27 protein-coding genes are annotated in these 25,576 nt (G+C 68.9%); 12 read left to right on the top strand and 15 right to left on the bottom strand.

Annotated elements, in window-relative coordinates; genetic code table 11:
• Positions 1-54: 54 nt before the first annotated feature.
• Positions 55-558: a hypothetical protein gene (locus tag WA670_RS33840; protein WP_336160268.1), complete on the top strand. Its 504-nt coding sequence runs from the start codon at positions 55-57 to the stop codon at positions 556-558.
• Between the two features lie 51 nt (positions 559-609).
• Here WA670_RS33840 and WA670_RS33845 read toward each other — a convergent pair whose 3' ends face one another.
• Both WA670_RS33845 and WA670_RS33850 read right to left on the bottom strand, forming a co-directional pair.
• Entirely contained in the window at positions 610-2,175 is a 1,566-nt protein-coding gene (locus WA670_RS33845) for a sodium:solute symporter (protein ID WP_134668038.1), read from the bottom strand.
• Positions 2,176-2,184: 9 nt separating this feature from the next.
• A complete protein-coding gene (locus WA670_RS33850; protein ID WP_336160270.1) occupies positions 2,185-3,399 on the bottom strand; it encodes an anhydro-N-acetylmuramic acid kinase in 1,215 nt (404 codons plus the stop codon).
• A 140-nt stretch (positions 3,400-3,539) separates the two neighbouring features.
• On the opposite strand from WA670_RS33850, the gene ftsY reads away from it, so the two are divergent.
• The 3 genes from ftsY (at position 3,540) to WA670_RS33865 (ending at position 5,838) form a co-directional block, all read left to right on the top strand.
• Positions 3,540-4,907 carry a signal recognition particle-docking protein FtsY gene (ftsY, locus tag WA670_RS33855; RefSeq protein ID WP_336160271.1) on the top strand — a complete coding sequence of 456 codons (1,368 nt, stop codon included), beginning with the start codon at positions 3,540-3,542 and terminating at the stop codon, positions 4,905-4,907.
• 122 nt (positions 4,908-5,029) lie between these two features.
• Positions 5,030-5,347, top strand: a complete 318-nt coding sequence (locus WA670_RS33860; RefSeq protein WP_336160273.1) for a DUF4333 domain-containing protein — start codon at positions 5,030-5,032, stop codon at positions 5,345-5,347.
• Positions 5,344-5,838: a GNAT family N-acetyltransferase gene (locus WA670_RS33865; RefSeq protein WP_134668042.1), complete on the top strand. Its 495-nt coding sequence runs from the start codon at positions 5,344-5,346 to the stop codon at positions 5,836-5,838. The genes WA670_RS33860 and WA670_RS33865 overlap by 4 nt, the downstream gene beginning before the upstream one ends.
• Here WA670_RS33865 and WA670_RS33870 read toward each other — a convergent pair.
• The gene (locus tag WA670_RS33870) at positions 5,831-6,595 is read right to left on the bottom strand and encodes an IclR family transcriptional regulator (RefSeq protein WP_037712911.1); all 765 of its coding nucleotides are present in this window, start codon (positions 6,593-6,595) and stop codon (positions 5,831-5,833) included. The two genes, WA670_RS33865 and WA670_RS33870, sit on opposite strands and share 8 nt — an antisense overlap.
• A 108-nt stretch (positions 6,596-6,703) precedes the next feature.
• On the opposite strand from WA670_RS33870, the gene aceB reads away from it, so the two are divergent.
• On the top strand, positions 6,704-8,287 hold the full coding sequence (gene aceB / locus WA670_RS33875) for a malate synthase A (RefSeq protein ID WP_134727902.1): 1,584 nt from the start codon (positions 6,704-6,706) through the stop codon (positions 8,285-8,287).
• On the top strand, positions 8,287-9,483 hold the full coding sequence (locus WA670_RS33880) for a DUF6986 family protein (RefSeq protein WP_134727903.1): 1,197 nt from the start codon (positions 8,287-8,289) through the stop codon (positions 9,481-9,483). Before aceB ends, WA670_RS33880 begins: the two co-directional genes overlap by 1 nt.
• 19 nt (positions 9,484-9,502) lie before the next feature.
• Here the strand turns inward: WA670_RS33880 and WA670_RS33885 are convergent, their stop codons facing one another.
• On the bottom strand, positions 9,503-9,928 hold the full coding sequence (locus WA670_RS33885) for a nuclear transport factor 2 family protein (protein WP_037810238.1): 426 nt from the start codon (positions 9,926-9,928) through the stop codon (positions 9,503-9,505).
• A 121-nt stretch (positions 9,929-10,049) separates the two neighbouring features.
• Here WA670_RS33885 and htpG point away from each other — a divergent pair, with 121 nt between their 5' ends.
• Together htpG and WA670_RS33895 are read left to right on the top strand one after the other, a co-directional pair.
• Positions 10,050-11,936: a molecular chaperone HtpG gene (htpG, locus tag WA670_RS33890; protein ID WP_134727904.1), complete on the top strand. Its 1,887-nt coding sequence runs from the start codon at positions 10,050-10,052 to the stop codon at positions 11,934-11,936.
• A 69-nt stretch (positions 11,937-12,005) separates the two neighbouring features.
• Positions 12,006-13,343 carry an 8-oxoguanine deaminase gene (locus tag WA670_RS33895; RefSeq protein WP_134727905.1) on the top strand — a complete coding sequence of 446 codons (1,338 nt, stop codon included), beginning with the start codon at positions 12,006-12,008 and terminating at the stop codon, positions 13,341-13,343.
• A gap of 4 nt (positions 13,344-13,347) precedes the next feature.
• Here the strand turns inward: WA670_RS33895 and WA670_RS33900 are convergent, their stop codons facing one another.
• Positions 13,348-14,742, bottom strand: coding sequence for an FtsW/RodA/SpoVE family cell cycle protein (locus WA670_RS33900; protein WP_336160278.1), 1,395 nt, complete (start codon positions 14,740-14,742; stop codon positions 13,348-13,350).
• 162 nt (positions 14,743-14,904) lie between these two features.
• Here WA670_RS33900 and WA670_RS33905 point away from each other — a divergent pair, with 162 nt between their 5' ends.
• Positions 14,905-15,579: a DUF998 domain-containing protein gene (locus tag WA670_RS33905; RefSeq protein ID WP_167754355.1), complete on the top strand. Its 675-nt coding sequence runs from the start codon at positions 14,905-14,907 to the stop codon at positions 15,577-15,579.
• Here the strand turns inward: WA670_RS33905 and WA670_RS33910 are convergent, their stop codons facing one another.
• The 7 genes from WA670_RS33910 to WA670_RS33940 all read right to left on the bottom strand — a co-directional run bounded on the left by WA670_RS33910 (position 15,580) and on the right by WA670_RS33940 (position 20,202).
• The gene (locus tag WA670_RS33910; protein WP_037810243.1) at positions 15,580-15,939 is read right to left on the bottom strand and encodes a Sec-independent protein translocase subunit TatB; all 360 of its coding nucleotides are present in this window, start codon (positions 15,937-15,939) and stop codon (positions 15,580-15,582) included.
• 36 nt (positions 15,940-15,975) lie between these two features.
• Positions 15,976-16,584 carry a TetR/AcrR family transcriptional regulator gene (locus WA670_RS33915; protein WP_134733139.1) on the bottom strand — a complete coding sequence of 203 codons (609 nt, stop codon included), beginning with the start codon at positions 16,582-16,584 and terminating at the stop codon, positions 15,976-15,978.
• On the bottom strand, positions 16,581-17,927 hold the full coding sequence (locus WA670_RS33920; protein WP_336160281.1) for a nucleobase:cation symporter-2 family protein: 1,347 nt from the start codon (positions 17,925-17,927) through the stop codon (positions 16,581-16,583). The genes WA670_RS33915 and WA670_RS33920 overlap by 4 nt, the downstream gene beginning before the upstream one ends.
• Positions 17,928-17,952: 25 nt before the next feature.
• Complete coding sequence (pucL, locus tag WA670_RS33925; protein ID WP_037810247.1) at positions 17,953-18,843, bottom strand: factor-independent urate hydroxylase; 891 nt, start codon at positions 18,841-18,843, stop codon at positions 17,953-17,955.
• 1 nt (position 18,844) lies between these two features.
• A complete protein-coding gene (gene uraH, locus WA670_RS33930; RefSeq protein WP_134733143.1) occupies positions 18,845-19,162 on the bottom strand; it encodes a hydroxyisourate hydrolase in 318 nt (105 codons plus the stop codon).
• Entirely contained in the window at positions 19,159-19,644 is a 486-nt protein-coding gene (gene uraD / locus WA670_RS33935) for a 2-oxo-4-hydroxy-4-carboxy-5-ureidoimidazoline decarboxylase (protein ID WP_037810249.1), read from the bottom strand. The genes uraH and uraD overlap by 4 nt, the downstream gene beginning before the upstream one ends.
• Before the next feature lie 81 nt (positions 19,645-19,725).
• On the bottom strand, positions 19,726-20,202 hold the full coding sequence (locus WA670_RS33940) for a helix-turn-helix domain-containing protein (protein WP_043833120.1): 477 nt from the start codon (positions 20,200-20,202) through the stop codon (positions 19,726-19,728).
• A 108-nt stretch (positions 20,203-20,310) separates the two neighbouring features.
• Here WA670_RS33940 and allB point away from each other — a divergent pair, with 108 nt between their 5' ends.
• Together allB and alc are read left to right on the top strand one after the other, a co-directional pair.
• A complete protein-coding gene (gene allB, locus WA670_RS33945; RefSeq protein WP_134733145.1) occupies positions 20,311-21,639 on the top strand; it encodes an allantoinase AllB in 1,329 nt (442 codons plus the stop codon).
• A 4-nt stretch (positions 21,640-21,643) separates the two neighbouring features.
• Positions 21,644-22,663 carry an allantoicase gene (gene alc, locus WA670_RS33950; protein ID WP_037810253.1) on the top strand — a complete coding sequence of 340 codons (1,020 nt, stop codon included), beginning with the start codon at positions 21,644-21,646 and terminating at the stop codon, positions 22,661-22,663.
• Positions 22,664-22,733: 70 nt separating this feature from the next.
• On the opposite strand, the gene WA670_RS33955 is transcribed toward alc, so the two are convergent.
• From WA670_RS33955 to WA670_RS33965, 3 genes are all read right to left on the bottom strand, one after another.
• On the bottom strand, positions 22,734-24,698 hold the full coding sequence (locus tag WA670_RS33955) for a hypothetical protein (RefSeq protein ID WP_336160284.1): 1,965 nt from the start codon (positions 24,696-24,698) through the stop codon (positions 22,734-22,736).
• Entirely contained in the window at positions 24,695-25,027 is a 333-nt protein-coding gene (locus WA670_RS33960) for a type VII secretion target (protein WP_051171583.1), read from the bottom strand. Before WA670_RS33960 ends, WA670_RS33955 begins: the two co-directional genes overlap by 4 nt.
• Before the next feature lie 138 nt (positions 25,028-25,165).
• A complete protein-coding gene (locus tag WA670_RS33965) occupies positions 25,166-25,342 on the bottom strand; it encodes a hypothetical protein (RefSeq protein ID WP_167441866.1) in 177 nt (58 codons plus the stop codon).
• A 68-nt stretch (positions 25,343-25,410) separates the two neighbouring features.
• Here WA670_RS33965 and WA670_RS33970 point away from each other — a divergent pair, with 68 nt between their 5' ends.
• Positions 25,411-25,575 carry a ribbon-helix-helix protein, CopG family gene (locus WA670_RS33970; RefSeq protein ID WP_336160288.1) on the top strand — a complete coding sequence of 55 codons (165 nt, stop codon included), beginning with the start codon at positions 25,411-25,413 and terminating at the stop codon, positions 25,573-25,575.
• Position 25,576 lies beyond the last annotated feature (1 nt).

A 25,576-nucleotide genomic window follows, 5' to 3' on the forward strand; every position in this document is an offset into this window, starting at 1 on the left:
CCCATAGAGTGAATCCGGCCGAACGGCGGCCGAGAGCCGGGGAGGTACTTCTTCATGCGCGCGATGGTGCCCAAAGCCGTTGTCACGGCGTCGATTCTCGCGTTCGGCGCCCTGCTCTCGGCTTGCGGCGAGAGCAGCGACCCGGCGGCCGCCGTCTCGTCCCCGCCGTCGGTCGCGCTCACTGTCACGTCCGTGCCGGCGAGCCCCCTGCCGAGCAGCAAAGCAGCGCCGTCGAGCAAGACGCACAGCCCGGGCGAATCCCAGGACAGCAGCTCGGACGCCGGGGAAACGGTCGGCCCTCCGGTCGACTGCGGCCCGATCGACGCGCCCCACGGCAAGGTCGGCCTGGCCGCCGCCGAGACCAAGGCCGGTCGCCCTGGCTGCACCGAGGCGATCAACGTGATCACCCAGTACTTCGAGGACGCGCCGAAAAAGGCCGAGGGCACCGCGCACGTGCTGAACGTGAACGGCTGGCGGTGCATGGCCGACACCGGCGCGCAGGGCAGCGGCCGGATCGGCTGCGACAAGGACGGCATGGTCTTCTACACGCAGCCGTAAAACGCGCTCTCGCCGGGCTCCCGAGGGAACCCGGCGAGAGAAAAGCCCTTGCTAAGCAGGGGTTTCCGCGGGCTCCTCGACCTGCTCGACGTTCGGGTCGGCACCGCGCCGCCGCAGCGACAGCAGCCCGCCCACGATCAGCGTGATCAGCACGCCGGCGAAGGTGTACCAATACGTCGCCAGCGGCACGAGCGTCTTCGTCGCCGCGCCGAACTGGATGTGCACCTCGGTGGTCGCCTTGTCGAATTTCACGAACAGGATCAGGAACGCCATCCCGACCACCGAGCAGGCGAACGCGATCACCGCGTCGGACTGGCGGGCCTTGCGCACGAGCAGGCCGAGGAAGAACGACCCGAGCAGCGCGCCGTAGGTGTAGCCGACGATCCCGAGGCCCTGCTGGATCACCGGGTCCTTCGAGTTGGTGAACATCGAGGCGAACACCGCGAACACGGCCGCCCAGATGAGTGTCCACATGCGACCGTGCCGGAGCAGTTTGGCGTCCTCGATCGATTTGTGCGTGAACCGTTGGTAGAGGTCGGCGATCGTGGAGGTGGACAGCGCGTTGAGCGCGGACGCGAGCGCGCCCATGGTCGAGGCGAGGATGCCGGCGATCAAGAGCCCGGCGAGGCCGACCGGAAGGTCGTTGACGATGAAGTTGGAGAACACGTCGTCGCCGGACATCTTCCCGGCCGCGACCGCGGTGGCCGTCGCGCCGGTCTTGCCGCCGGTGTAGACCCACAGCATCGCGCCGACGAGCAGGAACAGCGCGAACTGGATGAACACCACGATGGACGAGCCGATCAGCGCGCGCTGGCCGTCGCGCAGGTTCCGGCAGGAGAGCAGGCGGCCGACGATCAGCTGGTCCGCGCCGTGCGAAGCCATCGACAGGAACGCGCCGCCGACTACCGCGCAGAGGAACGCGTACGGGTTGGTGAGCAGGTTCGACGCGAAGTCGGTGAGCTGGAACCGGCCCTGGCTCGAAGCGATCTGCGTCCAGCCGGACGGCAGCTTCGTGGACAGGAAGATCACCGCGCCGATCGCGCCGAGGATGTAGAGCGACCACTGGATGACGTCCACCCAGATCACCGACTTGATGCCGCCGACGAACGCGTAGACCACGGTCAGCGCGGTCAGCAGCACGACGATGTGCCAGTACTCGGTGTGGATGCCGTAGTGGCCGAGGATCGCCTTGATCGGGATCGCCCCGGCGAACAGCCGCAGCCCCTCGGCGAGCAGCCGCGTCACCACGAAGGTGACCGACGCGGTGCCCTGCAGCCCGCGGCCGAAGCGGCGGCCGAGGAATTCGTACGCGCTCACGTAGTTGCCCCGGAAGTAGCGCGGCAGCAGCACGAACGCGGCGATCACGCGGCCGATGATGTAGCCGAACGCGACTTCGAGGAACAGGAAGGCGCTGCCGAACACGAGCCCGGGCGTCGAGATGACGGTGAGCGTGGACGTCTCGGTGGCGACCACCGAGAGCGTGACCGCCCACCAGGGCATGCTGCGCTCGCCGACGAAGTAGTCGTTCGCGGACTTCTGTCTGCGTCCGACCAGCACGCCGATGACCGGCATCGCCGCGAGGTACACGATGACGATCACCAGATCGACTGGATTCATGGGGTTCTCCTACCGTGGTTGCCCGGATTCCGCGACCCGGAGCCGGGTCGCGGCGCCCCCCAGCGGGGCGGGGAGATTCAGGGGCGCCGCACCCGGCGTCAGCGCGCCGAGCAGGCGGGGACCGCTCGCGCCGGTGGCCGAGGGCAGCGTCGCCGGGACGCCGCACCAGCTCAGCCAGCCGAGCAGCGCGGTCAAGTAGGCCTCTTTGCCGGAGCCGGGGAGGCCGAGGTCGTCGCTGGTGCGGAGCGCGCCTTCGGGAAGATGCCGCGCAAGCGCCGCCATGGTCGCCGGGTTCGCGACGCCGCCGCCGGACGCGACAACGGTCGCGACGTCGTGCCGCCGGAATTCCGCGGCGACCGTCGCGGCGGTCAGTTCGGTGAGCGTCGCCAGCAGATCCTCCGCGGACAACGACGGCAGGCCGGACAGGGCTGCGTTCAGGTATCCGCCGTGGAAGTGCTCTTTGCCAGTGGATTTCGGGGGAGGGGCGGCGAAATAGGGGTCGGCGAGCAGCCGATCGAGCAGGTCTTTCCGGACCGAGCCGGCGAGCGCGAGGCGTCCGTCGACGTCGGCGGACAGCTTGCCGTCGCTGACGTGGGCGGCGGCGAGATCGAGCAGCGCGTTGGCCGGGCCGGTGTCGTAGGCGAGCACCTTGTCGGACTGCGTGACCACGGTGATGTTCGCGATGCCGCCGAGGTTGAGCGCGGCCACCGGACGTCCGGTCTCCTCGGCGAGGCCGCGCAGCCACATCGCGTCGAGCGTGCTGGCCAGCGGCGCGCCCTGACCGCCCGCGGTGATGTCGCGGATGCGGAGGTCGGCGATCACCGGCACGCCGGTGCGCTCGGCGATCCACGCCGGCTGGCCGAGCTGGAGCGTGCCGAGCGCGACGCCGTTTTCGACCCAGTGGTAGACGGTCTGGCCGAGCGAGGCGATCACGTCCACCGGCCCGTACGCGGCGATCCCGCGCGCGGCCGCGTCCGCGAACGCCTGGCCGACCCGGGTGTCGAGGACGGTCAGCTGCCGCGCGCTGCTCGGCCGCGGCGGGAACGCGTCGAGGAGGTCCGCGCGGAGGTCGGCGGGATACGGCACGTCGAGTTCGCCGAGCGGGGTGAGGACGACGGTCCCGTCGTCTTCGCGGATTTCGGCGACCGCGACGTCGATCCCGTCCACGGACGTGCCCGACAGCAGCCCGAGGACGCGGAAACAGTGGCCGGCGGGGGTGGTCATCCGATGTGGTCTAGTCAACGCGGAAGGGGTGGCGCAAGACGCTTCGTGGAGTCTTGGCCGAATCGGAACCGTTCGCGTTACTCGTTGGCCTCGCGGTGGGGTGTCCGGTGGCTTGTGCACGCGGATGACAGGATGGTGGCGTGTCGAGCACCTGGTTCTGGATCGTTGTCGTCGCCGTCGTCGTCCTGGTCGCCGTGCTGGTGTCCGGGCTGCTCATCGCGCGCAAGCGGCGGATCAGCATCGCCGAACAGCGCAAGGTCGAGGAGAAGCCGAAGGGCGGCGGGTATGCCGCGTCCGGCGGGATCTCCTTCGCGTCCGGCGGAACGGCCGTCGAGGCGAAACCCGAGCCTGCTCCTTCTCCGGAGCCTGAGCCGGGGCCTTCGCCCGAGCCGGTGGTCGAGCACCCCGTCGAGGACCGGCCGGAAGTCGACGGCCAGCCCGCGGTCGGCGACGACGCCGCGGTCCCGCGCGACTCCGACCAGCGCACGGTGCGCGACGTCAAGCTCCCCGAGCCGGTCGAGGAAGAAGCTCCCGAAGCGGTCGTGCCGGGAACGGTCGAGCCGATCGAGGAGATCGAGTCCCCGACCGGCCGCCTCGAGCGGCTGCGCGGCCGCCTGTCGAAGTCCCGCTCGGTGTTCGGGCAGAGCCTGCTGGGCCTCCTCGGCGGCGGCGACCTGGACGAGGACTCGTGGCAGGACGTCGAAGACACGCTGCTCATGGCAGACCTCGGCGCCGCCACGACGACCCAGATCGTGGACCGCCTGCGCGACGAACTGAACCGCCGCGCGGTGCGCACGTCGGACGAAGCCCGCGAACTGCTGCACGAGGTGCTGACCGCGGCGCTGTCCACGGACGCCGAGCGCTCCGTCCGGGCCCTCCCGCACGAGGTAGACGGCAAGAAGCAGCCCGCGGTCGTGCTGGTGGCGGGCGTGAACGGCACCGGCAAGACCACGACGACCGGCAAACTCGCGCGAGTGCTGGTGGCGCAGGGCGGCACCGTGGTGCTGGGCGCGGCCGACACGTTCCGCGCCGCGGCCGCCGACCAGCTCCAGACGTGGGGCGAACGCGTGGGCGCCTCGGTGGTGCGCGGCAAGGAAGGCGCAGACCCGGCGGCAGTCGCGTTCGACGCGGTCAAGCAGGGCATCAGCGAAGGCGTGGACACAGTCCTGGTCGACACCGCGGGCCGCCTCCACACGAAGACCGGCCTGATGGACGAACTCGGCAAGGTGAAGCGAGTCGTGGAAAAGCAGGCGCGGGTGGACGAGGTCCTGCTCGTGCTGGACGCGACGACCGGACAGAACGGGCTCGCGCAGGCCCGGGTGTTCGCCGAGGTCATCGACGTGACGGGCATCGTCCTGACCAAACTGGACGGCACCGCCAAGGGCGGGATCGTGTTCCAGGTCCAGAAGGAACTGGGAGTGCCGGTGAAGCTGGTGGGGCTGGGCGAGGGGCCGGATGATCTGGCGCCGTTCGAGCCCGGTGCGTTTGTGGACGCTTTGCTGGGCTGATTCGCCTGGCTGGGTGAATACGGGCTAAAGCGGACATCTCTCGCGGGGCTGCCTGCCACGGTGGGCGGCGGCACGCTGCGCGGGACGGCCCGCTCGGTTCAACCAGCCCTAGGAGAACCTCCATGCACCCTCGGATTCGCCCTGTCCTGCTCGCCGCCTGCGTGCTGGTTCTCGCCGGTTGTTCCGCGCACGTGAGCGTCGGCAAGGAGGTCTCCAAGGAGAACTTCGAAAAGGGCATCTCCGACGCTCTCCAGCAGTCCATCGGCAAGCGGCCGGACACCGTCGCCTGCCCGGGGCCGATCAAGGCCGTCGAGGGGGAGTCGATGCGCTGCGTCCTCACCGCGGGTGGACAGAAAGTCGGGCTCACCGCGAAAATCGGCGCGGTGAACGGCACCGAGGTGAAGTACGACGTCCAGGTCGATCAGAAACCCATGCAGTGACCCGGGTAACCCTCCGCCAGCTCACCGAAGCCGACCGGTCGCGAGTGCGCGAGATCCTCTCTGCCCCGGAAGTTTCGCAGTGGTGGGGCGATCCCGACGAGGAAACCGACGGGCTTCTCGCCAAGGACGAAGAACACGCGTACGCCATCGAGCACAACGGCCAGACCGTCGGCATCATCCAGAGCTGGGAAGAAACCACCCCCCGCTACCGGCACGCCGGGATCGACCTCGCTGTGCACCCTGGCCACTACGGGCTCGGGCTCGGCTCGGAGGCGATCCGGATCCTCGCCCAGCGTCTGTTCGACCAGGGGCACCACCGGATCACCATCGATCCGGCGGCGGCCAATCACCGTGCGATTCACGTCTACGAGAAGCTCGGTTTCCGCCGGGTCGGGATTCTCCGCGACTACGAGCAAGGGCCGGACGGAACCTGGCACGACGGTCTGCTGATGGACCTCCTCAAAGGCGAACTCAAGGGCGAACTCAAGTAACCGGCAGCTGCTGCGAAAGCCGGTCCGCCACCTTCTGCACCACCGGCGCGATGTGGCTCACCGCGTCGGCCGTCAGGCGGCCGGACGGGCCCGACACCGACACCGCGGCGGGCACCGGCGCGCCGGGGATCGCGACGGCGATGCAGCGCACGCCCAATTCCTGCTCCGCCTCGTCCAGCGCGTAACCCTGTCCGGCGATCTTCTTCAGCTCCACCGCCAGCGCGTCCGGATCGGTGAAGGTGTGCTCGGTGTACGCGGGCATCCCGGTGCGTTCCAGCAGCGCCGCGACCTCGTCGGCGGGCAGTTCCGCCAGCATCGCCTTTCCCACGCCGGTGCCGTGCGGCAGCAGGCGCCGGCCCACCTCGGTGAACATGCGCATCGAGTGCTTCGAGGGCACTTGTGCGACATACACCACCTCGTCGCGTTCCAGCACCGCCAGATTCGCCGTCTCGCCGACCTCCTCGACCAGTTCGACCAGCAGCGGCCGCGCCCACGCGCCGAACTGCATGCTGGCGTTCTCGCCGAGCCGGATCAGCCGGGCGCCCAGCGCGTAGTGCCGGTTGGTGTTCTGCCGGACGTAGCCCAGCGACACCAGCGTGCGGATCAGCCGGTGGATCGTCGGCATCGGCAGCCCGGACAGGGTCGCCAGCTCCGACAGGCTGGCCTCGCCGCCGGTGTCCGCCAGGTGCTCCAGCAGCTCGAACGCGCGCTGCAGGGACTGGACGCCGCCGTCTCGTCCGCTCTTCTCAGCCGCCACCAGTGGTCCTCCTCACAGACCCGATTGATGTTCCGCTATGCAGAAACTATAGTCCGTCAGGTAAAAACCGTAGGGACGTTATCCAAAGCACTACTCGGGGTGTTGCGCATGTCTGAGGTCCAGGTTCTCGGCGGGTCCGTCGAGCGTGGGGACGAGATTCTGACGCCGGAAGCCCTCGCTTTCGTAGCGGGCTTGCACGACGAGTACGCCGCGCGGCGCGACGAACTCCTCGTCGCGCGGGGCAAGCGGCGCGAGGAGGCCCGGACCACCGGCCGCCTCGATTTCCTCGCCGAGACCAAGGAGATCCGCGAGGGCGACTGGCAGGTCGCGGGCGCGCCGGAAGCGCTGCGCGACCGCCGCGTGGAGATCACCGGCCCGACCGATCGCAAGATGACCATCAACGCCCTCAACTCCGGCGCCAAGGTGTGGCTCGCCGACTTCGAGGACGCCAACACGCCGCACTGGGCGAACGTCGTGGGCGGCCAGGTCAACCTGTCCGACGCGATCCGCGGCACCATCACGCTCGACCAGAACGGCAAGCACTACGAGCTGAAGCCGGACGTCGAGCACGCCACCATCGTGGTCCGCCCGCGCGGCTGGCACCTCGACGAGCGCAACCTGACCTTCGGCGGCCGCAAGGGCGTCGGCGCGCTGGTCGACTTCGGCCTGTACTTCTTCCACAACGCGCAAGAGCTGCTCAACCGCGGCAAGGGCCCGTACTTCTACCTGCCGAAGATGGAAAGCCACCTCGAAGCGCGGCTGTGGAACGACGTGTTCACGCACGCGGAGAAGGCGCTCGGCATCCCGCACGGCACCGTCCGCGCGACCGTGCTGATCGAGACCATCCCGGCCGCGTTCGAGATGGAGGAGATCCTCTACGAACTGCGCGAGCACGCCTCGGGCCTCAACGCGGGCCGCTGGGACTACCTGTTCAGCGTCATCAAGTACTTCCGTGACGCGGGCGAGAAGTTCGTGCTGCCGGACCGCAACTCGGTCACCATGACCGCGCCGTTCATGCGCGCCTACACCGAACTGCTCGTGCGCACCTGCCACAAGCGCGGCGCGTTCGCGATCGGCGGCATGGCCGCGTTCATCCCGAGCAAGGACCCGGAAGTCAACAAGGGCGCCTTCGACAAGGTGCACGCCGACAAGTCGCGGGAGGCCGGGGACGGCTTCGACGGTTCGTGGGTCGCGCACCCGGGCATGGTCGCACTCTGCAAGGAAGAATTCGACAAGGTCCTCGGCGACCAGCCCAACCAGCTGGGCCGCACTCGCGACGAGGTGAGCGTGACCGCCGACCAGCTGCTGGACGTCGCCTCGACGCCGGGCAGCGCCACCGCGGCCGGTCTGCGCGCGGCGGTCGACGTCGGCATCCGCTACCTGGCCTCGTGGCTGGGCGGCAACGGCGCGGCGGCGATCCACAACCTCATGGAGGACGCCGCCACGGCCGAGATTTCGCGGTCGCAGGTGTGGCAGTGGGTCAAGAACGGCACGCAGCTGGACAACGGCGAGAAGGTCACCGCGGAGCTGGTGCGCGGCGTCATCGCCGATGTCCAAGGCGAGCTGACAGTGTCGTCCTCGGAGGTCTCCGACGACCTGCTGAAGCCCGCGGTCGAGCTGTTCGAGCAGGTCGCGCTGGCTGACGAGTTCCCGGACTTCCTGACCCTGCCGGCGTACGAGCACATCCAGTAATGGCTGGCGGACGACTCGCCGAGGACGTCTACCGCACCGCCGACGCGCGGTTGGCCAAGGCCGACGCGCGCGTGGCGGCGCGGTACCCCGGCGAGTCTCCGGGCCGTCGTCCGGTGCACACGGTTTACGTGCCGGCGTCGCAGTACCGCACCCGTCTGGTCGCCGATTGGGGCAAGCAGGCGATGCGGGTCTTCGTCGAGCACGGCGACCTGCTGAACCTCGACCCGGCGGTGGCCGAGCGGGTCCGCGAGAAGCTCCTCACCGAGCCGATCGAGGACCTCCGCATCGACTTCGAGGACGGTTACGGCCGTCCCGGCGACGAAGCGGAGGACGCGGCCGCCGAGGCCGCCGGGCGCACCCTCGCGACTACCGGCGGCACCCCGTTCGTCGGAATCCGGTTCAAGAGCTTCGAAGCCGCGACGCGGCGGCGGGGCATCCGGACACTCGACCTGTTCCTGTCCGGCTTGCTGTCCGAAGGATCGCTGCCGGACGGATTCGTGGTGACGCTGCCGAAGGTCACCGCGGTCGAACAGGTCGAGGTCGCCGCGGAAGTGCTGGGGCGGCTGGAAACCGCGTACGGACTGGCGGACCGCGCGCTGCGGTTCGAGGTGCAGATCGAGACCGCGCAGTCGATCCTTTCGACCGACGGCACGGTCTCGGTCGCGCAGATCATCCAAGCGGCGGACGGCCGGTGCTCCGGGCTGCATTACGGGACCTACGACTACAGCGCGGGTCTCGGGATCAGCGCGGCGTACCAGAGCATGGCGCACCCCGCCGCCGACTTCGCGAAGCAGTTCATGCAGGTCGCGGCTGCCGGAACGGGCGTGCGGCTGTCCGACGGTTCGACCAACCGGCTCCCGGTGGGCGACGACCTGCCGGGCGCGTGGGCCGAGCACCTGCGCCTGGTGCGGCGGTCGCTGGAGAACGGCTTCTACCAGGGCTGGGACCTGCATCCGCACCAGCTGCCGACCCGGTATGCGGCGACGTACGCCTTCTACCGCGAAGGCGCCCCGGCGGCGGCCAAGCGGTTGCAGGACTACGCGTCGAAGACCTCCGGGGGAGTGCTGGACGAGCCCGCCACGGCGGAAGCGCTGGCCCGGTATCTGCTCGGCGGATTCCACTGCGGTGCGCTGGCGGAGTCGGAGCTGCCGTTCGAACCGGCGCGGCTGGACGCGTACGCGCGGCGACAAGCCTGAACGGTCGCGAGTGCCTGTGCTACTCCGCGCAGGCACTCGCGATCGCCGCGGTGTCCCAGTAAAACGGCCGCACCTCGGCGATCCGCCCGTTCTCGATCCGGATCGCCTGGAGGATCGGGAACTCCAGGTCCCGCCCGGTCGCGCGGGTCCGGGCGCGCACCTGGGTGAGCACCACCGACGTCGCGCCGACGGCAAGGAACTCCTGGTCGCCGATGTCGAACGACTCCCAGATCCGGCTCATCTCGAGGAAGAACTTCTCCAGCCCGGCGTGGCCGTGCCAGTCGCCGCCGAACGGCAGCCCGGCGGCCTGGTGCAGTACGACATCCTCGGCGAAATACGGGGCCAACGGGGCAAACGAAGCCGAACCGGGGCCGCCGGCGGCGAAATACTCGGCCTCGGCTTGATACATGCCGTTGAGCACGGCTGCGGGATCAGTCACGGGCATCAGCCTGGCCGTCCCGGGCGGGCGCCGCTGGCGGCAATCGGACTTCGCGGTCTCCGCACGTTCTGCCGGTCGCGCTGGGTAGACTTCACGCCGGTCTTTTCAGGGGCGGGAAAGGAAACACATGGCTGAGGAAACCGGGACGGTCGAAACGCTGGAGTTCCAGTCCGAGGCGCGCCAGCTGCTGCAGCTGATGATCCACTCGATCTACTCGAACAAGGACATCTTCCTGCGCGAGCTGGTCTCCAACGCCTCCGACGCGCTGGACAAGCTGCGGCTGGAGACGTACCGCGACAAGGATCTGCAGGCCGAGACCGACAACCTGCACATCGAAATCCTCCTCGACGCCGAGGCGCGCACCCTCACCGTGCGCGACAACGGCATCGGGATGAGCCGCGACGACGTCGTCAACCTGATCGGCACCATCGCGAAATCCGGCACCGCAGACTTCCTGCGCAAGCTGAAGGAGTCGAAGGAATCCGCCGGACAGGACCTGATCGGGCAGTTCGGCGTCGGCTTCTACTCGAGCTTCATGGTCGCCGACAAGGTCACGCTGGTGACGCGGCGCGCGGGCACGGACGAGGGCGTCCGCTGGGAATCCACCGGCGAGGGCACCTACACGATCGAGTCCCTCTCCGACGCGCCGCAGGGTACGTCGGTCACGCTGCACCTCAAGCCCGCCGACGACGAGGACCACCTCTACGACTACACGTCGCCGTGGAAGGTCCGCGAGATCGTCAAGCGCTACTCCGACTTCATCACCTGGCCGGTGCAGATGGCCAAGGAAGCCAAGGATGACGAAGAGAGCGGTCTCGAGACCGTCAACTCCATGAAGGCGCTCTGGGCGCGTTCGAAGGACGAGGTCTCCGACGAGGAGTACCACGAGTTCTACAAGCACATCAGCCACGACTGGACCGATCCGCTCGAGACGGTCCGGATGCAGGCCGAGGGCACCTTCGAGTACCAGGCGCTGCTGTTCCTGCCCTCGCGCGCGCCGGTCGACCTGTTCATGCGGGACGCGAAGCGCGGCGTGCAGCTGTACGTCAAGCGCGTGTTCATCATGGACGACTGCGAAGCGCTGATGCCGAACTACCTGCGCTTCGTGAAGGGCGTCGTCGACGCGGCGGATCTGTCGCTGAACGTGTCGCGCGAGATCCTGCAGCAGGACCGGCAGATCCGCGCGATCCGGCGGCGGCTGGAGAAGAAGATCCTCTCCACGGTCAAGACGATGATGACCGAGGACGCCGAGAAGTACGCGACGTTCTGGTCCGAGTTCGGCCGCGCGGTCAAGGAAGGCCTGATCGACGACCCGGAGAACCGGGAGCAGATCCTCGAGATCTCGTCGTTCGATTCGACGCACCACGCGGACAAGCCCACCTCGCTGCGCGACTACGTGTCGCGGATGAAGGAGGGCCAGGAGCACATCTACTACCTGACCGGCGATTCGCGCACCGTCATCGAGAACTCGCCGCACCTGGAAGCGTTCCGCGCCAAGGGGTACGAGGTGCTGATCCTCACCGACCCGGTGGACGAGATGTGGACGGAGTCGGCGAGCGGCTTCGACGGCAAGACGTTCCAGTCGGTCGCGAAGGGCGAGGTCGACCTCGGCGACGAGACGTCCGACGAGAAGAAGGCCGAGTACGAGGACCTGCTGAAGTGGATGTCGGCGACGCTGTCCGACACCGTCAAGGAGGTCCGCCTGTCGTCGCGGCTGACGACGTCGCCGTCCTGCATCGTCGGCGACGCGGGCGATCTGACGCCGACGCTGGAGAAGATGTACCGCGCGATGGGGCAGGAGCTGCCGCCGGTGAAGCGCGTGCTGGAGCTGAACCCGGAGCACGCGCTGGTGACGGGTCTGCGCAAGGCGTTCGCCGAGCACCCGGAGGACACTTCGCTGTCCGAGACGGCGGAGCTGCTGCACGGTATGGCGTTGCTCGCCGAGGGCGGCGAGCTGAGTGACCCGAGCCGGTTCCTGAACCTGGTCGCGGATCGCGCGGCCAAGGCGTTGTGACGGGTTTCGTGAGTGGCTGCCGCGGGTTCGGGGTAGCCACTCACGAGACCTTCCGGAGGTGAGTGTCGCATGAGGACAGTCGTCGAGAACGCCGCGATCGCGACGGTCAGCGGTCCCGAATACCGCAACGGACACGTCGTGCTCGAGGACGACCGCATCGCGGCTGTCGGCGACGGCGCCTTCACCGGCGAGGCGGACGAACGCGTCGACGCAAGCGGCTGCCTCGTCACGCCGGGCCTCGTGAACACGCACCATCACCTCTACCAATGGGCCACCCGCGGCCTCGCCGCCGACCACACGCTGTTCGAGTGGCTCGTCGCGCTGTACCCGGTGTGGGCCAAGCTGGACGAGGAGATCACGCACGCCGCGGGTACCGCCGGAATGGCGCGGCTCGCCCTGAGCGGCTGCACCACGGTCGCCGACCACCACTACGTCTTCCCGTCCGACGGCGGCGACCAAGTGGCCGCGCTCGTCGCCGCGCGGGAGCGGATCGGCTTGCGGCTGCACCTGGTCCGCGGCTCGATGGACCGCGGCGAATCGGACGGCGGGCTGCCGCCGGACAGCCTGGTCGAGACCGCCGATAACGCCCTCATCGGCACCGAAGCCGCGATCGACCGCTACCACGACGCCTCGCCGGGCGCGCACCTGCAGATCGCGGCGGGCCCGTGCTCGCCGTTCACCGTCACCGAGCGGCTGATGACCGCTTCGGCCGACCTGGCCCGGCGCAAGGGCGTCCGGCTGCACACGCACCTGGCCGAAACCCAGGACGAGGAAAAGCAATGCCTCGCCGAAACCGGCCTCACGCCCGCGGAGTACGCGGACAAACTGGGCTGGCTGGCGTCGGATGTCTGGTTGGCGCACACTGTCCACCTCGCGCCGGACGCGATCCGCCGCTTCGGCGCGACCGCGACGGGTTCCGCACATTGCCCGACGTCGAACGGCCGCCTGGGCAGCGGAATCGCCCCGGTGCGCGACCTGCTCGACGCCGGTGCTCCGGTCGGGTTGGGCGTCGACGGCGCGGCTTCGAGCGAATCCGGCGGCTTGGCGGAGGAGTTGCACCAGGCGTTGCTGCAGGCCCGGCAACGCGGCGGGCCCAAGGGATTGACCACGCGAGAAGCGTTGTGGCTGGGCACAATGGGCGGCGCGCGGTGCCTCGGCCGGGAGCGCGAGATGGGCTCGGTGGAAGTGGGGAAGCTCGCGGATCTGGCGGTGTGGGACCTGAACGGGCTGAACTACGCGGGCATCGAAGACCCGGTCGCAGCCCTGGTGCTGGCCGCGCCGCCGCCGCTGCGGAGGCTTTTCGTGGGCGGGAAAACGGTGGTGGAGACGGGGCAGCTCAGGACGGCCGACGAGACGTCGATTGCGGGCGAGTTGGCGAAGGCGAGTGCCCGGCTCCGCGAAGGCTGACAGCTCACCGAGGTCGTTTGACCAGCACCGTCCCCGCCTCCGCCAGTGGGGCCCGCACCGCCTGCACTGGTTCCGTCGTGCTCGGCTGGCGGGCTGCGTCTGAGATCCGCAGCAGCAGCGCGACCAGGATGTAGTTTGCGAGCAGTGACGAACCGCCTTTCGACAGGAACGGTGCGGTGATGCCGGTTTCCGGGATCAGCTTCGTCACCCCGCCCACGACTACGAAGATCTGCATCACCACGGTGAACGCCAAGCCGCCGCCGAGGAGTTTGCCGAAGCTGTCGCGGACGGCGAGCGCGTGGCGCATTCCGCGCAGGGCGATCAGCAGGTACAGCATCAGCACCGCGGCCAGCCCGAGGAAACCCAGTTCCTCGCCGATGCTGGCGGTGATGAAGTCGGTGTTCGCCTCGGGCACGATGTCCGGCCTGCCCGCGCCGAGGCCGGTTCCGCCCATGCCGCCGGTGCTGAGGCCGAACAGGCCCTGCGCGATCTGGTACCCGCCGCCGGCCTGGTCGTACGTCGCGAGCGGGTCGATCCAGTTCGCGACCCGCTGCCGCACGTGGTTGAACAGGAAGTACGCCAGCACGCAGCCGCCCGCGAACACAGTCAGCCCGGCATACACCCAGACCGCCCGCTCGGTCGCGAGATAGATCATCACCAGCACGATCCCGAAGAACAGCAGCGAGGCGCCGAGTTCCTTCTCGAACGCCAGCACCGCCACACAGCCGAGCGCGGCGAGCACGATCGGCCCGAGGTCGCGCGCCCGCGGCAGTTCGACGCCGAGCACCTTGCGCCCGGCGACCCGGAACAGCTCCCGTTTCGCGACCAGCGTCGTCGCGGCGAACACGATCAGCAGCAGCTTCGCGAACTCGCCCGGCTGGAGCGACAGCGGGCCGATTCTGATCCACACCTTCGCGCCGTTGGCCTCCGACAGCGACGACGGCAGCAGCGCGGGCAGGAGCACCGCGACGATCCCGGCCAGCCCGGCGAGGTAGCCGTACCGGGCCAGCACGCGGTGGTCGCGAACGAAACCGAGCACTGCCAGGAACAACGCCAGCGCCACGACGGTCCACAGCACCTGCTGCCCGGCGACGGCCGAGTACGTCTTGCCCCGCTGCACCGCCTGTTCGGCGAGCCCGAGGTCGATCCGGTGGATCACCACCAGTCCCAGCCCGTTGAGCAGCACGGTGCACGGCAGGATCAGCGGGTCCGCGTGCGGGGCCCAGCGCCGGACCGCGAGGTGCGCCGCCGCGACCACCGCGGTGAACGACGCGCCGTAGCCGACGACGGAGAAGCTGAGCCGCGCCAAGGCGTTCGCGTCCACGAGCAGGAACGCGCACCAGACGATCGCCAACGCGAACAGAAGCAGCCGCAATTCCGTACCGCGCGCGGCAGGCATGGATTTCCCGTCGGTAGAAATCAGTGAACCGCCGCGAGGGTAGTCGCGATTTCTGGCAGGACGCTGAGAATGCGCGGCAATTCGGGCGGACTGTCCGAAAGCGACGGGACCGCGGTCGGGATATGCTTTCGGGAAAGCGGGCGGGCGAGCGGAGAACCAGCGGTGACGACAGAACTGACTCCGGTGCTGGTGTCGGCCCCGTCGGCGAAAGCGACGAAACGCGCGCTCGGCGCGGCGGTGGTCGCGGTGCTGCTCGCCGCGGCGTTCCTGGTGGTGCTGCACGTCGACCGCTACTGGGGCCCGATCGACCCGGTCAGCGCGATGCTCAGCGACTACGCCTGGACTCCTGGCTGGTGGATGTGGGCGGCGGCGATGCTGCTGACGTCGGCCGGTTCGGTCGTGGTGGCCGTGGTCCTGCGCCGCCGCGGGCTGCTGTGCGGAGCGCTGACGGTCGTCGCGATGGCCGCCTGGTGCGCCGGGCTCGCGGCGGTCGCGTTGTTCACGAAGGACCCGCAGGGAAATGCGGTGTCGTGGGTCGGCAAAGTGCACCTCGGCGCGACCGGGATCAGTTGTGTGAGTTTGCCGTTGGCCGGATGGCTGCTCGGCCGGGCACACCGGAATTCGCCGGATTGGCGGGGTTATGCGCGCTGGTCGCGTATTCTGGGGTTGGCGGCCGTGCCGTTCTTTCTGCCGTTTCTCATTCCGTTCGCGGCCAATGTCGCATTCGGGCAGCATCTGCCGACCGTCGCGACCGGGCTCGTGGAACGGCTGATGGCCGTGCTGGAACTCGTCGAACTGCTCGTGCTCGCCGGATGGGCGTGGCGCGCGGCCGAATGATCAGGTGGCGTCGGGATCGACCGGCGGCCGCTCGTTCGCCCGCAACGGAACCGGAGCCGGAACCGGCGGGACCGGCGGCGGCGTCGCGGCCGGGGGAGTGTCGTCGAACAGATACCTCGTCACGGCCGCCCGGGGGTTGCCCATCCGCAGGGACTGCAGTTCCTGCAACGGTTTCCGCAGCTCCTGATACTCCGGGCCGAGTTCCGCCTCGAGCTGGGCCTTGGTGCCCGCGGCGAACCCGCGCGCGCGTTTCAGGGCCTGCGCGACCCAGTGCGCCGCCTCGGGCAGCCGCTCCGGGCCGAGGATGAACAACCCGGCGAGCAGCAAAATCACGATGTGGTCGATGCTGAGACCGAACACCGGCCACCTCCTGCGGACCCGGACGCTGGTTCCAGCTTAGCCGCCGGAGGGACGGCGTTTCCCGTCGTCACCCAGTTCGGTCAGGAGCCGTCGCGCTACGTCGACCACCGCCGCGCCCGCGACCGCCATCGGTTCAGTCGTCCGCATGGAGCGGCACAACACGAACGCGCCTTCCAGGCTGGTCACCAACGCGAGCGTGAGCGTGCGGGCGTGCTCCTCGGGAAGCCCGAACGCGGAGAACCCCTTGGTGCCCGCTTGGGTCCATGCCTCGAACACGTCCGCGGTGGCCTTGCGCAAGGGTTCGTTCGTGGTCGCCACTTCGAGCGCGACGGTCGCGATCGGGCAGCCCTCGACGTAGTCCGTGTCGAGCAGCGTGGTGACCGCGCCCGCGAAGAAGCTTTCGAGACCGGTGATCAGGTCCGGCGCGGGCCCGATGAAAACCTCGAACAGCTGCGCGTACTGCATCCCCGAGGTGCGTACCACTTCTTCGCCCAGCTGCTCCTTGCCGCCGGGGAAGAAGTGGTACACCGACCCGAAGGGCGCGCCGGCCTTTTCGACAATCTGCTTCATGCCGGTGCCCGCGTACCCGCCTTGCCGGAACAGTTCCGCCCCGGCGGCGAGGATCCGGTCCTTGGTGCCAGTCACGACACCGAGGATAGCTCCTGGACGGTAGAGCGTTCTATCAAGCGCGGCCGGAGCACCAGGTTGAGCACCACCGCGGTCACGCAGCCCGCGCTGATCCCGGAGTTGAGCACGACCTGCAGCGCCGCCGGGAACCCGGAGTAGAAGTCCGGCATGGCGATCGGGATGAGCCCGACCCCGAGCGACGCGGCGACGATCGCGGCGTTGATCGGATGCTCGAACGACGCCTTCGCGAGCGTCCGGACGCCGCTCACCGCGACGCTGCCGAACAGCACCAGCCCGGCCCCGCCGAGCACCGGCTGCGGCACCAGCGCGACGATCCCGCCGGTCACCGGGAACACGCCCAGCAGCACGAGCACGACGCCGCTGGCCGCGACCACGTACCGGCTGACCATGCGGGTGAGCGACACGAGGCCGATGTTCTGCGCGAACGCCGTGCAGGCGAATCCGCCGAAGATCGTGCCGAGGGCGGTGGAGAGCCCGTCCGCGCGCAGGCCGTCGGCCAGGACGCGGCTGGTGGTCGGCCGGTCCACGATCTCGCCGAGTGCCAGCAGGTCAGCGGTGCTTTCCGCCATGATCACCAGCATCACGATGAGCATCGAGACGATCGCCGCGATGTCGAACGCCGGCGTGCCGAAATGGAACGGCGTCACGATGCCGAACACCGGGGCCTGCTTCAGCGTCGAGGTGTCGACCTGGCCCATCGGCCACGCCACCGCAGTACCGGCGACCAGGCCGAGCAGCAGCGCGATCCGGCTCCAGAACCCGGTCAGGAACCGGGTGAACACCAGCACCGCGACCAGCGTGATCCCGGCCAGCAGGAGCCCGCTGGGCTTGGCCGATTTGTGCTGTGCAGCGATCCACTGCACGGCGACCGGCAGCAGCGAGATCCCGATGAGCGTGATGACCGTCCCCGTCACCACCGGCGGGAAAAACCGCGTCAGCTTGGAGAAAAACGGTGCGGCGAACACTACGAACACGCCGCCGACGAGCGTGGCGCCGTAGACGACGCCCAGTGCGTTGCCGTCGCGATGCTGCGCCGCGATGGACAGGATGGGTGCGACAGCGGCGAAAGTGACGCCGTTGACCAGCGGCAGTCTCGCGCCGAAACGCCAGAAGCCGAGGGTCTGCAAGAGAGTGGCCAGCCCCGCGGTGAACAACGCCGCGCTGATCAGCAAGGCGAGCTGGCCGGGGGAGAGGCCTACGGCCGCGCCGATGACGAGCGGTGGTGCCACCACTCCGGCGTACATGGCCGCTACGTGCTGGATTCCGCCGAGGATCAACTGCGGCAGCGGAGGCGCCGCGTCCACGGGGTGCCGAGAAGGTCGTTCCTGTGCAACTGACATGCGCTCTCCCGGAGGGGACTCGGGGCTAGAGCACGGCGTCGGTCCAGGCCGGGCCGGGCTCTTCGGCTTCGTCGCGGACCACCGTGCCTTCGATGAGGCCGTACGGGCGGTCGGCGGCGTAGAACACCTCGTTGTGGTTCTCGAGGCCGAAGGGGCTTAGATCGACGAGGAAGTGATGCTTGTTGGGCAGGGAGAACCGGATCTCGGCTACTTCCGGCCGTGCCCGCAGCACGGCTTCGCCCATCGCGTACAGGGTCTGCTGCAGCGAAAGACTGTGCTTGGTGGCGAACGTCTCCAGGAGCGTCCGCCGGATCTCCCGATGGCTCTTGGCCCAGTCGATCCCGGTGAATCCCTCGTAGCGCCAGCGCGCGGTGACGGCGGTGGCGAGAATGCGGTCGTCGGTTTCGACGAGCGTGGTGTATTCGTCCTTCGGGTATCCGTGGAATTCGGACCCGGTGGACTTGAGCACCACCAGACCGTCCACTCCGGACACCACCCAGGCGCGGTCGGCGTGCACGGTGACGGTCGTGGTGCGGCGTTCGCCGCCGGAGCTGCTGAACGAATGGTCGTGCGGCGCGCCGTCCACGGTGATGCGGTCCCATTCCTGCTCTTCGACAGAAATCCGCGCACCGGTGATCTTTTCCTGCGTGCCGACGAAGTGCTGGCCGAGCCGCAGCGCGAAGTCCTCGATCTCGCCGACGTCCTGCTGCTTGGCGAACGCGTACACCGTGTTCTTCTGCGTATCGGTGGCCAGCACGGCGGAGTTGTCGCCGGTGAGGTGCGTGGCCGACAGGTCGCCGCGCAGGGCAGAGGACACCGTGAGGTCGCGCAGGTGGTGCACGCCGCCGGCGCGCCGGACGGTGACGAGGCGGACCTCGGCCTTGCCGTACTGGTTGGGGCCCAACGAGATTCCCATGTCAGCTCCCGCGATAGGTGGAATAGGCGAACGGGCTCAGCAGCACCGGCACGTGGTGGTGCGACGTGCCGTCGACGATCCGGAAAGCGATCGTGACGTCGGGGAAGAACGCTTCCGGGCCGAGGTAGCTCCCGGTGTCGAAGATCAGCCGGTACACCCCGGGGTTGAGCGTGTCCGGGCCGAGGTCGCGGATGCGGCCGTCGTCGTCGGTCTTGCCTTCGGCGACGAGCGAGCCGTCCTGGCGCTCGAAGCGCACGGCGATCCCGGCGGCAGGCTTGCCCGTGGCGGTGTCGAGGACGTGCGTGGTCACAAGGCTCATGCCGTTACCGCTTTCGCGAGGCGCAGTTGCGCGATCTTGGCCAGCTCCGCGCCGGCGACGTCGAGTTCGGTGTCCGGGTCGTTGCCGAGCCGGGAGCGCAGGTTCGCGAGCAGCTCCTCGCCGCTGCGCCCGCTCGCGCACACCAGGAAGACGTGGCCGAAACGGGCTTCGTACTCGGCGTTGGCGGCGGCGAATTCGTCCGCGTTGTCCACGCCGGACTGCTCCGAACGCGACCAGTCGGCGTCGCTGCCCTTGCTGGTCGGGCGTTCGCCGATCCTCGGGTGCGCGGCGATCGCGTCGCGGATCTCGTTGCGGCGCAACGGGGTCGCGCTGTCCGCGCTCTTGCTCAGCGCGGCGAAATCGGCGTACGGACGGCCGTCGAGCACGGTGTCGACCCAGCGCGGCACGGCCAGGCAGGCGGTGAGCGTCGGCCGGAGTTCGGCGGCTGATGCGGAGTTGAACTCGGCGAGTGCGAGCGGCAACGGAATCTCCTCCGGGGAGGTGGTGTTCCGCTGACCGTACGGCCGGGTCGAGCGTGCGTCAACACTTTGTTGAATCGCGGCTCAGTCGGCTTCCCGGTTGAGGTAGTTGTAGACCGTGAACCGCGTGACGCCCAGTTCCTCGGCGACCGCCGAAACCGATTTCCGCAGGTTGAAGGCCCCTCGCTCGCGCAGGAGGCGGACCGCGCGCTGCTTTTCCGGGCGGTCGAGATCGCGGAGTTTCGAGCCGAGTTCGCGTTCCACGTCGGAGATCAATCGCGACAGCGCGCTGTTGAGTTCGACCGCGGGAACGGTGTCGGAGTCGTCGGTTCGGCGCAGTTGCAGCGTCACCCGGGTGGCCCCGCCTTCGAGGGCGGCGCGGGCGATCGAGGGCAACGCGGCGAACAGCTCGTCGGCGGTGCCGCGGGCCAGGGTGCCGAGGGGGCCGAAGTCGGTGTCGAGCCCGGCCGCGTCGGCGGCGTCGCGGGCGCGGACGGCGTGCTCCGGCGGTGCGCCCTCGCCGCGAAACGGCTCGCTGGTGAACTCGGCTTCCAACTCCACCTGGTGACCGTAACGTGGGAGGGACGGCGTTGACGAGCCGGGAAGGACGTGTCTAATCTCGGTGAGCGAAAGAGTCTTTCCGTAACGTGGAACTGGAGGAGACCGTCGATGGACCTCGTGGTGCGGGCCGCGCGTGCGGTGACCCCCGCCGGTCTCGGGCCGGCGACGATCGGCGTGCGGGACGGCCGGATTGTCGCCGCGGAACCCGGCGTTGTCGAGATGCCGGGCACGCGGCTCGTCGAGCTGGCCGAAGACGAGGTGCTGCTGCCCGGTCTCGTGGACACCCACGTGCACGTCAACGATCCCGGCCGGGCCGAGTGGGAGGGTTTCGAGACCGCGACGCGCGCGGCCGCCGCCGGCGGTGTCACCACGATCGTGGACATGCCGCTCAACAGCCTGCCGCCGACGGTCGACGTGGCCGCGCTCGAGGTCAAGCGCAAGGCGGCGAGCGGTCGCGTGCACGTGGACGTCGGGTTCTGGGGCGGCGCGATTCCGGGCAACGAAGGCGATTTGCGCGGGCTGCACGACGAAGGCGTCTTCGGTTTCAAGTGCTTCCTGCTGCACTCCGGCGTCGACGAGTTCCCGCCCCTGGACGCGGACGGCCTGGAATCCGCGCTGCGCGAGCTGAAATCGTTCGACGCGCAGATGATCGTGCACGCGGAGGATTCCGACGCGATCGACGCCGCTCCCGACCCGCACGGCGAGAAGTACCACGACTTCCTCGGTTCCCGCCCGCGCGGCGCGGAAAACCTGGCCATCACGCACGTGATCGAAGCGGCGCGGCGCACCGGCGCCCGCGCGCACATCCTGCATCTGTCCTCTTCGGACGCTCTGCCGCTGATTGCCAGTGCCCGCCGCGAGGGTGTCGCGCTGTCGGTGGAAACCTGTCCGCACTATGTGTCGTTCGTCGCGGAGGAAATCCGGGACGGGGCAACGCAATTCAAGTGCTGCCCGCCGATCCGCGAGGCGGCGAACCGGGAATTGCTGTGGCAGGGTTTGGCGGACGGCGTGATCGACACGATCGTCAGCGACCATTCGCCGTGCACGCCGGAGCTGAAACGCTTCGACACCGGCGATTTCGGTCTTGCCTGGGGCGGTATTTCCAGCCTGCAGCTCGGTCTGCCCGCGATCTGGACGCAGGCCCGCCAGCGCGGCTTCGGTCTGGTCGATGTCGTGCGGTGGATGGCCGAGCGACCGGCCGCGCAGGTCGGGATGACGCGCAAGGGCAAGCTGGAAGTGGGCTGCGACGCCGATTTCTGCGTCTTCGCACCAGACGAAGCTTTCGTCGTGGACGTCGCGAAGCTCAAGCACCGCAACCCGGTGAGCGCGTACGACCAGCGTCCGCTGGCCGGCGTCGTGCGCGGCACGTGGCTGCGCGGCGAGCCGGTGACCGGCGGCGAACCGAGGGGGACTCTGCTGACCCGGGGCAATTGCTGAAGAGATGGAGGAGCACGTGTCCGACCGTCCGGAGTGGACTACCCAGCCCGATCTGGCCTCGCGCCTGTTCGGGGGCACCGTGATGTGGGCGAGCGACGAACTGTTCGCCGAGAAGGAAAACCTGGTCAACCCGTGGCGGCCGGCGCACCGCGCCGAAACGTTCGGCCCGAAAGGCCAGGTGTACGACGGCTGGGAGACCCGGCGGCACCGCGAACCCGGCGACGACCACGCCCTGATCCGCCTCGGCCTCGGCGGCGTGGTGTCCGGCGTGGTGGTGGACACGGCGTTCTTCAAGGGCAACTACCCGCCGTTCGTGTCCGTGGCGGCGACGTCCGTCCCCGGCTACCCGAGCGCGGCCGAACTGCAGGACGCCGACTGGGACGTCCTGGTCGACCACGAACCGGCGGTCGGCGACTCGGAGAACTACTACAAGGTGACGTCCCCGCGGCGCTACACCCACGTGCGCCTCACCCAGCACCCCGACGGCGGCGTCGCCCGACTGCGCGTACACGGTTCGCCGGTTCCCGACCCTTCGCTGCTCGACCCGCGCTCCCTGGACTTGGCGGCGCTGGAGAACGGCGCGGTCGTCACCGGGTGCAGCGACATGTTCTATTCGTCGCCGAACAACATGCTGTCGCCGGGCCTCGCCGCGCACCAGGCGGAGGGCTGGGAAACCGCCCGCCGCCGCGACGACGGCAACGACTGGGCGACGGTCTCCCTGGCGGGCGCGGGCTTGGTCCGGTTCGTGGAACTGGACACCAGCAACCTCAAGGGAAACGCCCCCGGCTGGGCCTCGGTGAGCGGCCGCCTGGACGAGGGCGAGTGGGTGGAACTGTTGCCGCGCACCAGGTTGCAGCCCGACACCCGGCACCGCTTCGCCCTGGCGGACGACGGCCCCGAGGTAACGGAAGTCCGCCTGGACATCTACCCCGACGGCGGCCTCGCCCGGCTGCGCCTGTTCGGCGAACTGAGCAAACGCGGCAGGGAAGCCATGACGGCACGGTTCGCGGAGACGTCCGACTGACCTTTCGGCTCGGTCACAGCCGTGCGGGTCACCCTGGAATTCCTTCCGGGCGACCCGCACGGTTTTTTCGTTACTCCGCGGTGCTTCCTTCGGCGGCCGGGTCCGGGTGCTCCTTGCGCCACTCCTCGTCGGAGGTCTTCCAGGCTTCCTCGGCCTGCATGTGGATGTCGGTGATCGCCTTGTCGAAGTTGATCGCGTCCTTGCCGATCCAGCCCACGAAGTTCTTGCTGCTCTTGGCATCGGCCAGGCCCTTGAGGAAGGGGTAGAGCTTCGGGTGCGTCTTGAAGTACTCGTCCGGGGCCTTGACGATGTCCTTCCAGACGTTCTTGCCCCCGGTGTACTTCTGAACCTGGGGGAGGTCGCACATGTTCTCGAGCCAGCTTTCGTGCTTCTTCATCCAGCTGAACTCGTAAGGCTTGAGCGGCGACTGCGGGCCTGGGGGACGACCGGATCCGCCTCCGTTGCCCTGGGTGTTGCCGTGCTCGCCGCCTTGGTTGTTTTCCTGGTGATTGCCGCCTTGGTTGCCCTCTTGGTGATTGCCGCCTGCGTTGCCTTCTTGGTGGTTCCCGCCTGCGTTGCCTTCTTGGTGGTTGCCGCCTGCGTTGTCGCCGTGGTGGTCGCCGCCGGTGTTCTCGTTGTGCTGGTTGCCGCCGCCCGCGTTGTCGCCGTGATGGTCGCCGTTGGTCTCGTGGTTCTGGTTCCCGCCCGGGTTGTCCTCGTGGTGATTGTTCCCGCCGGGAGTCTCATCGTGCGGAGTGTTGTTGCCACCGGGGTTGTCGTGGTGCTGGTTGTTCCCGCCGGGGGTGTTGTCGTGGCCGCCCGGGGTGTTCTCGTGGTTGCCGCCCCCGCCCGGGGTGTCTTCGTGGTGCGGATTGCCGCCCGGACTGTCGTGGGGGCGGTTGGGCGGCGGGTTGAAGTGCTGATCCGCGGCCAGCCAGGTGTCGAACGGATCGTCCTCGTGCGGCTGGTTGTTCGGCCGCTCTTCGTGCGGGGTGTTGTTTCCGCCGGGGGTGTCGTCGTGGTGGTTGTTGCCGCCTGGCGTGTCGTCGTGCGGGGTGTTGTTGCCGGGGGTGTCGTCGTGCGGGGTGTTGTTTCCGCCGGGGGTGTCGTCGTGGTGGTTGTTGCCGCCTGGCGTGTCGTCATGCGGCGTGTTGTTCCCGCCGTGACCACCCTGCCCGCCCTGACCGCCACCGCCGCCACCGCTCCCGCCGCCATGGCCGCCGCCCAGGTCGGTCATCTCGTGGTTGTTCCCGCCGCCGTGCGAGCCGCCGCCGCGTCCGGGTTTCACCTTCTCCGCCAGTTGCGCCAACCGGCTCGCGGTCCGCCCTCCCAGGCCGACCACCCGGGCGATCTTGGACGCCATCGTCAGCGCCAGCGAAATCCCCGACCGGATCACGTTGCCGACCCCGACCACGATCGACGCGCCGAACGTGAACGCCGCCATCGCGAGCGCGATCAGCATCGTCGCGATGACGTCGCCGAGGAACGTCGTGATCAGGTCGCGGATCAGCGAGCGCACCACGGTGACCAGGGCCATCGTCGTCTCGACGACGTAACCGGCGACGTCGACCGCCTGTCCGGCGCTGTCGATCTGGCCGCGCCGGTCGCCGATGTTCTTCTTGAACGCCTCGGCGCCGTCGCCCTGCCAGTCGGTGACCGTCTTCTGCAGCGTGGTGTCGAGGTCCTTCGCCGCGTTGCGCAGGTTCTGCGCCGTCTTGTGCAGTTCTTCGGCCATTTTCTTGATCGCCGCGGGGTCGCCGGCGAGCTTGTCGAGGCCCTCTTTGAGGAACGAGATGTGCTCGATCAGCCAGCCGAGCCCGGCCGCGATCAGTTTGCCGAACGGGTCGAGGACGAGCGCCGCGGTGTCCGCGATCGCGCCGACGATCGAAACGCCGATCTCGACGCCCACCGCAGCCGCGTCGGCGCCGTGCAGGTGCTGGATCTCCTGGATCGACGAGACGACGCTGTGCCAGCTGTCGATGGCGCCCGCGCCGGTGGTGTTGTTCGAATCGGTGATCGGCTCGACGACGCTCATTTCACCTGCTCCGGCTTGAACTTGTCGAACGCCTTCGCGAGGTCCTGGTCGCCCTTGCTGTATTGCTCGCTGGCCTGGCGGGTCTTGTCCGCGCTGTCGGTCACGTCCTTCGCGACGCCGTGCAGATTGTCGGAGACGGCCTTCAGTGCGATGCGCGCCGGAATCGCGAGCACCTGCGCGAGCACGACGCCGAACGCGTCGATGTCCCCGCCGTTGGCGTCGTCCACCGCCTTCGCGGAGTCGTTCACCGTCGGCACGGTGGTCTTGTCCAGGTACTCGCTGAATGTGTGCAATTCGTCCGGGTGGACGGTGAAGCCGTTCCCTGCCACCAACACTCCTTCGCCTGCCGCGATCGGGCCGCGCCGAGTAGAGCAGCGGCGGCTGAACCGGAGGCGACGTGCGTGCGGACGAAGGCTGAACGAGACGATCTTCCTGCCCGAGCGTGCGGGCCGGAAGGGACGGACGGGTCAGCCGCGGGCGCTGGGGCGGTTCAGGTAGGCGGAGAAGGACGACAGCAGGGCCGCGACGCCGACGATCGCGGTGACCCACCATGGGCCGCCGGTCACCAGGTTGAACACGAACGCGGCAGCCATCAGGACGGCGGCGATGATGTTCCTGATCTGCAGCCCGGAGGGTTTCGCCATGCCTCCACCTTCTCACGAGCGCCGGGGCGGGCCTTGTCCGCCGCTGGCTAGATTGCTAGCATCCTAGAATGGCCGGTGAAGAGGTCAAACAATTCAACGTCTACCTGCCGGTCGAGCTGATCAAGCAGGTGAAGTACCGGGCGATCGAGACCGAGCAGTCACTGTCCGCGCTGGTCACCGCGGCCTTGCGGGCTTATCTCGACACCTCGCTCGACCAACGAGAGGACGGCTGAC

It is taken from the genome of Amycolatopsis sp. VC5-11 (assembly GCF_037034185.1).
Taxonomy (GTDB): Bacteria; Actinomycetota; Actinomycetes; order Mycobacteriales; family Pseudonocardiaceae; genus Amycolatopsis; species Amycolatopsis nivea.

What these genes read in the sequence shown, in the direction of transcription:
- WA670_RS33840 (WP_336160268.1), top strand. Translation starts at nt 55, where the DNA reads ATGCGCGCGATGGTGCCCAAAGCCGTTGTCACGGCGTCGATTCTCGCG.
- WA670_RS33920 (WP_336160281.1), bottom strand. Translation starts at nt 17,927, where the DNA reads ATGTCAGTTGCACAGGAACGACCTTCTCGGCACCCCGTGGACGCGGCG.
- WA670_RS33965 (WP_167441866.1), bottom strand. Translation starts at nt 25,342, where the DNA reads ATGGCGAAACCCTCCGGGCTGCAGATCAGGAACATCATCGCCGCCGTC.
- WA670_RS33850 (WP_336160270.1), bottom strand. Translation starts at nt 3,399, where the DNA reads ATGACCACCCCCGCCGGCCACTGTTTCCGCGTCCTCGGGCTGCTGTCG.
- allB (WP_134733145.1), top strand. Translation starts at nt 20,311, where the DNA reads ATGGACCTCGTGGTGCGGGCCGCGCGTGCGGTGACCCCCGCCGGTCTC.
- alc (WP_037810253.1), top strand. Translation starts at nt 21,644, where the DNA reads ATGGAGGAGCACGTGTCCGACCGTCCGGAGTGGACTACCCAGCCCGAT.
- WA670_RS33860 (WP_336160273.1), top strand. Translation starts at nt 5,030, where the DNA reads ATGCACCCTCGGATTCGCCCTGTCCTGCTCGCCGCCTGCGTGCTGGTT.
- WA670_RS33970 (WP_336160288.1), top strand. Translation starts at nt 25,411, where the DNA reads ATGGCCGGTGAAGAGGTCAAACAATTCAACGTCTACCTGCCGGTCGAG.
- WA670_RS33880 (WP_134727903.1), top strand. Translation starts at nt 8,287, where the DNA reads ATGGCTGGCGGACGACTCGCCGAGGACGTCTACCGCACCGCCGACGCG.
- WA670_RS33955 (WP_336160284.1), bottom strand. Translation starts at nt 24,698, where the DNA reads ATGAGCGTCGTCGAGCCGATCACCGATTCGAACAACACCACCGGCGCG.
- WA670_RS33845 (WP_134668038.1), bottom strand. Translation starts at nt 2,175, where the DNA reads ATGAATCCAGTCGATCTGGTGATCGTCATCGTGTACCTCGCGGCGATG.
- uraH (WP_134733143.1), bottom strand. Translation starts at nt 19,162, where the DNA reads ATGAGCCTTGTGACCACGCACGTCCTCGACACCGCCACGGGCAAGCCT.
- WA670_RS33900 (WP_336160278.1), bottom strand. Translation starts at nt 14,742, where the DNA reads ATGCCTGCCGCGCGCGGTACGGAATTGCGGCTGCTTCTGTTCGCGTTG.
- aceB (WP_134727902.1), top strand. Translation starts at nt 6,704, where the DNA reads ATGTCTGAGGTCCAGGTTCTCGGCGGGTCCGTCGAGCGTGGGGACGAG.
- WA670_RS33895 (WP_134727905.1), top strand. Translation starts at nt 12,006, where the DNA reads ATGAGGACAGTCGTCGAGAACGCCGCGATCGCGACGGTCAGCGGTCCC.
- htpG (WP_134727904.1), top strand. Translation starts at nt 10,050, where the DNA reads ATGGCTGAGGAAACCGGGACGGTCGAAACGCTGGAGTTCCAGTCCGAG.
- pucL (WP_037810247.1), bottom strand. Translation starts at nt 18,843, where the DNA reads ATGGGAATCTCGTTGGGCCCCAACCAGTACGGCAAGGCCGAGGTCCGC.
- WA670_RS33885 (WP_037810238.1), bottom strand. Translation starts at nt 9,928, where the DNA reads ATGCCCGTGACTGATCCCGCAGCCGTGCTCAACGGCATGTATCAAGCC.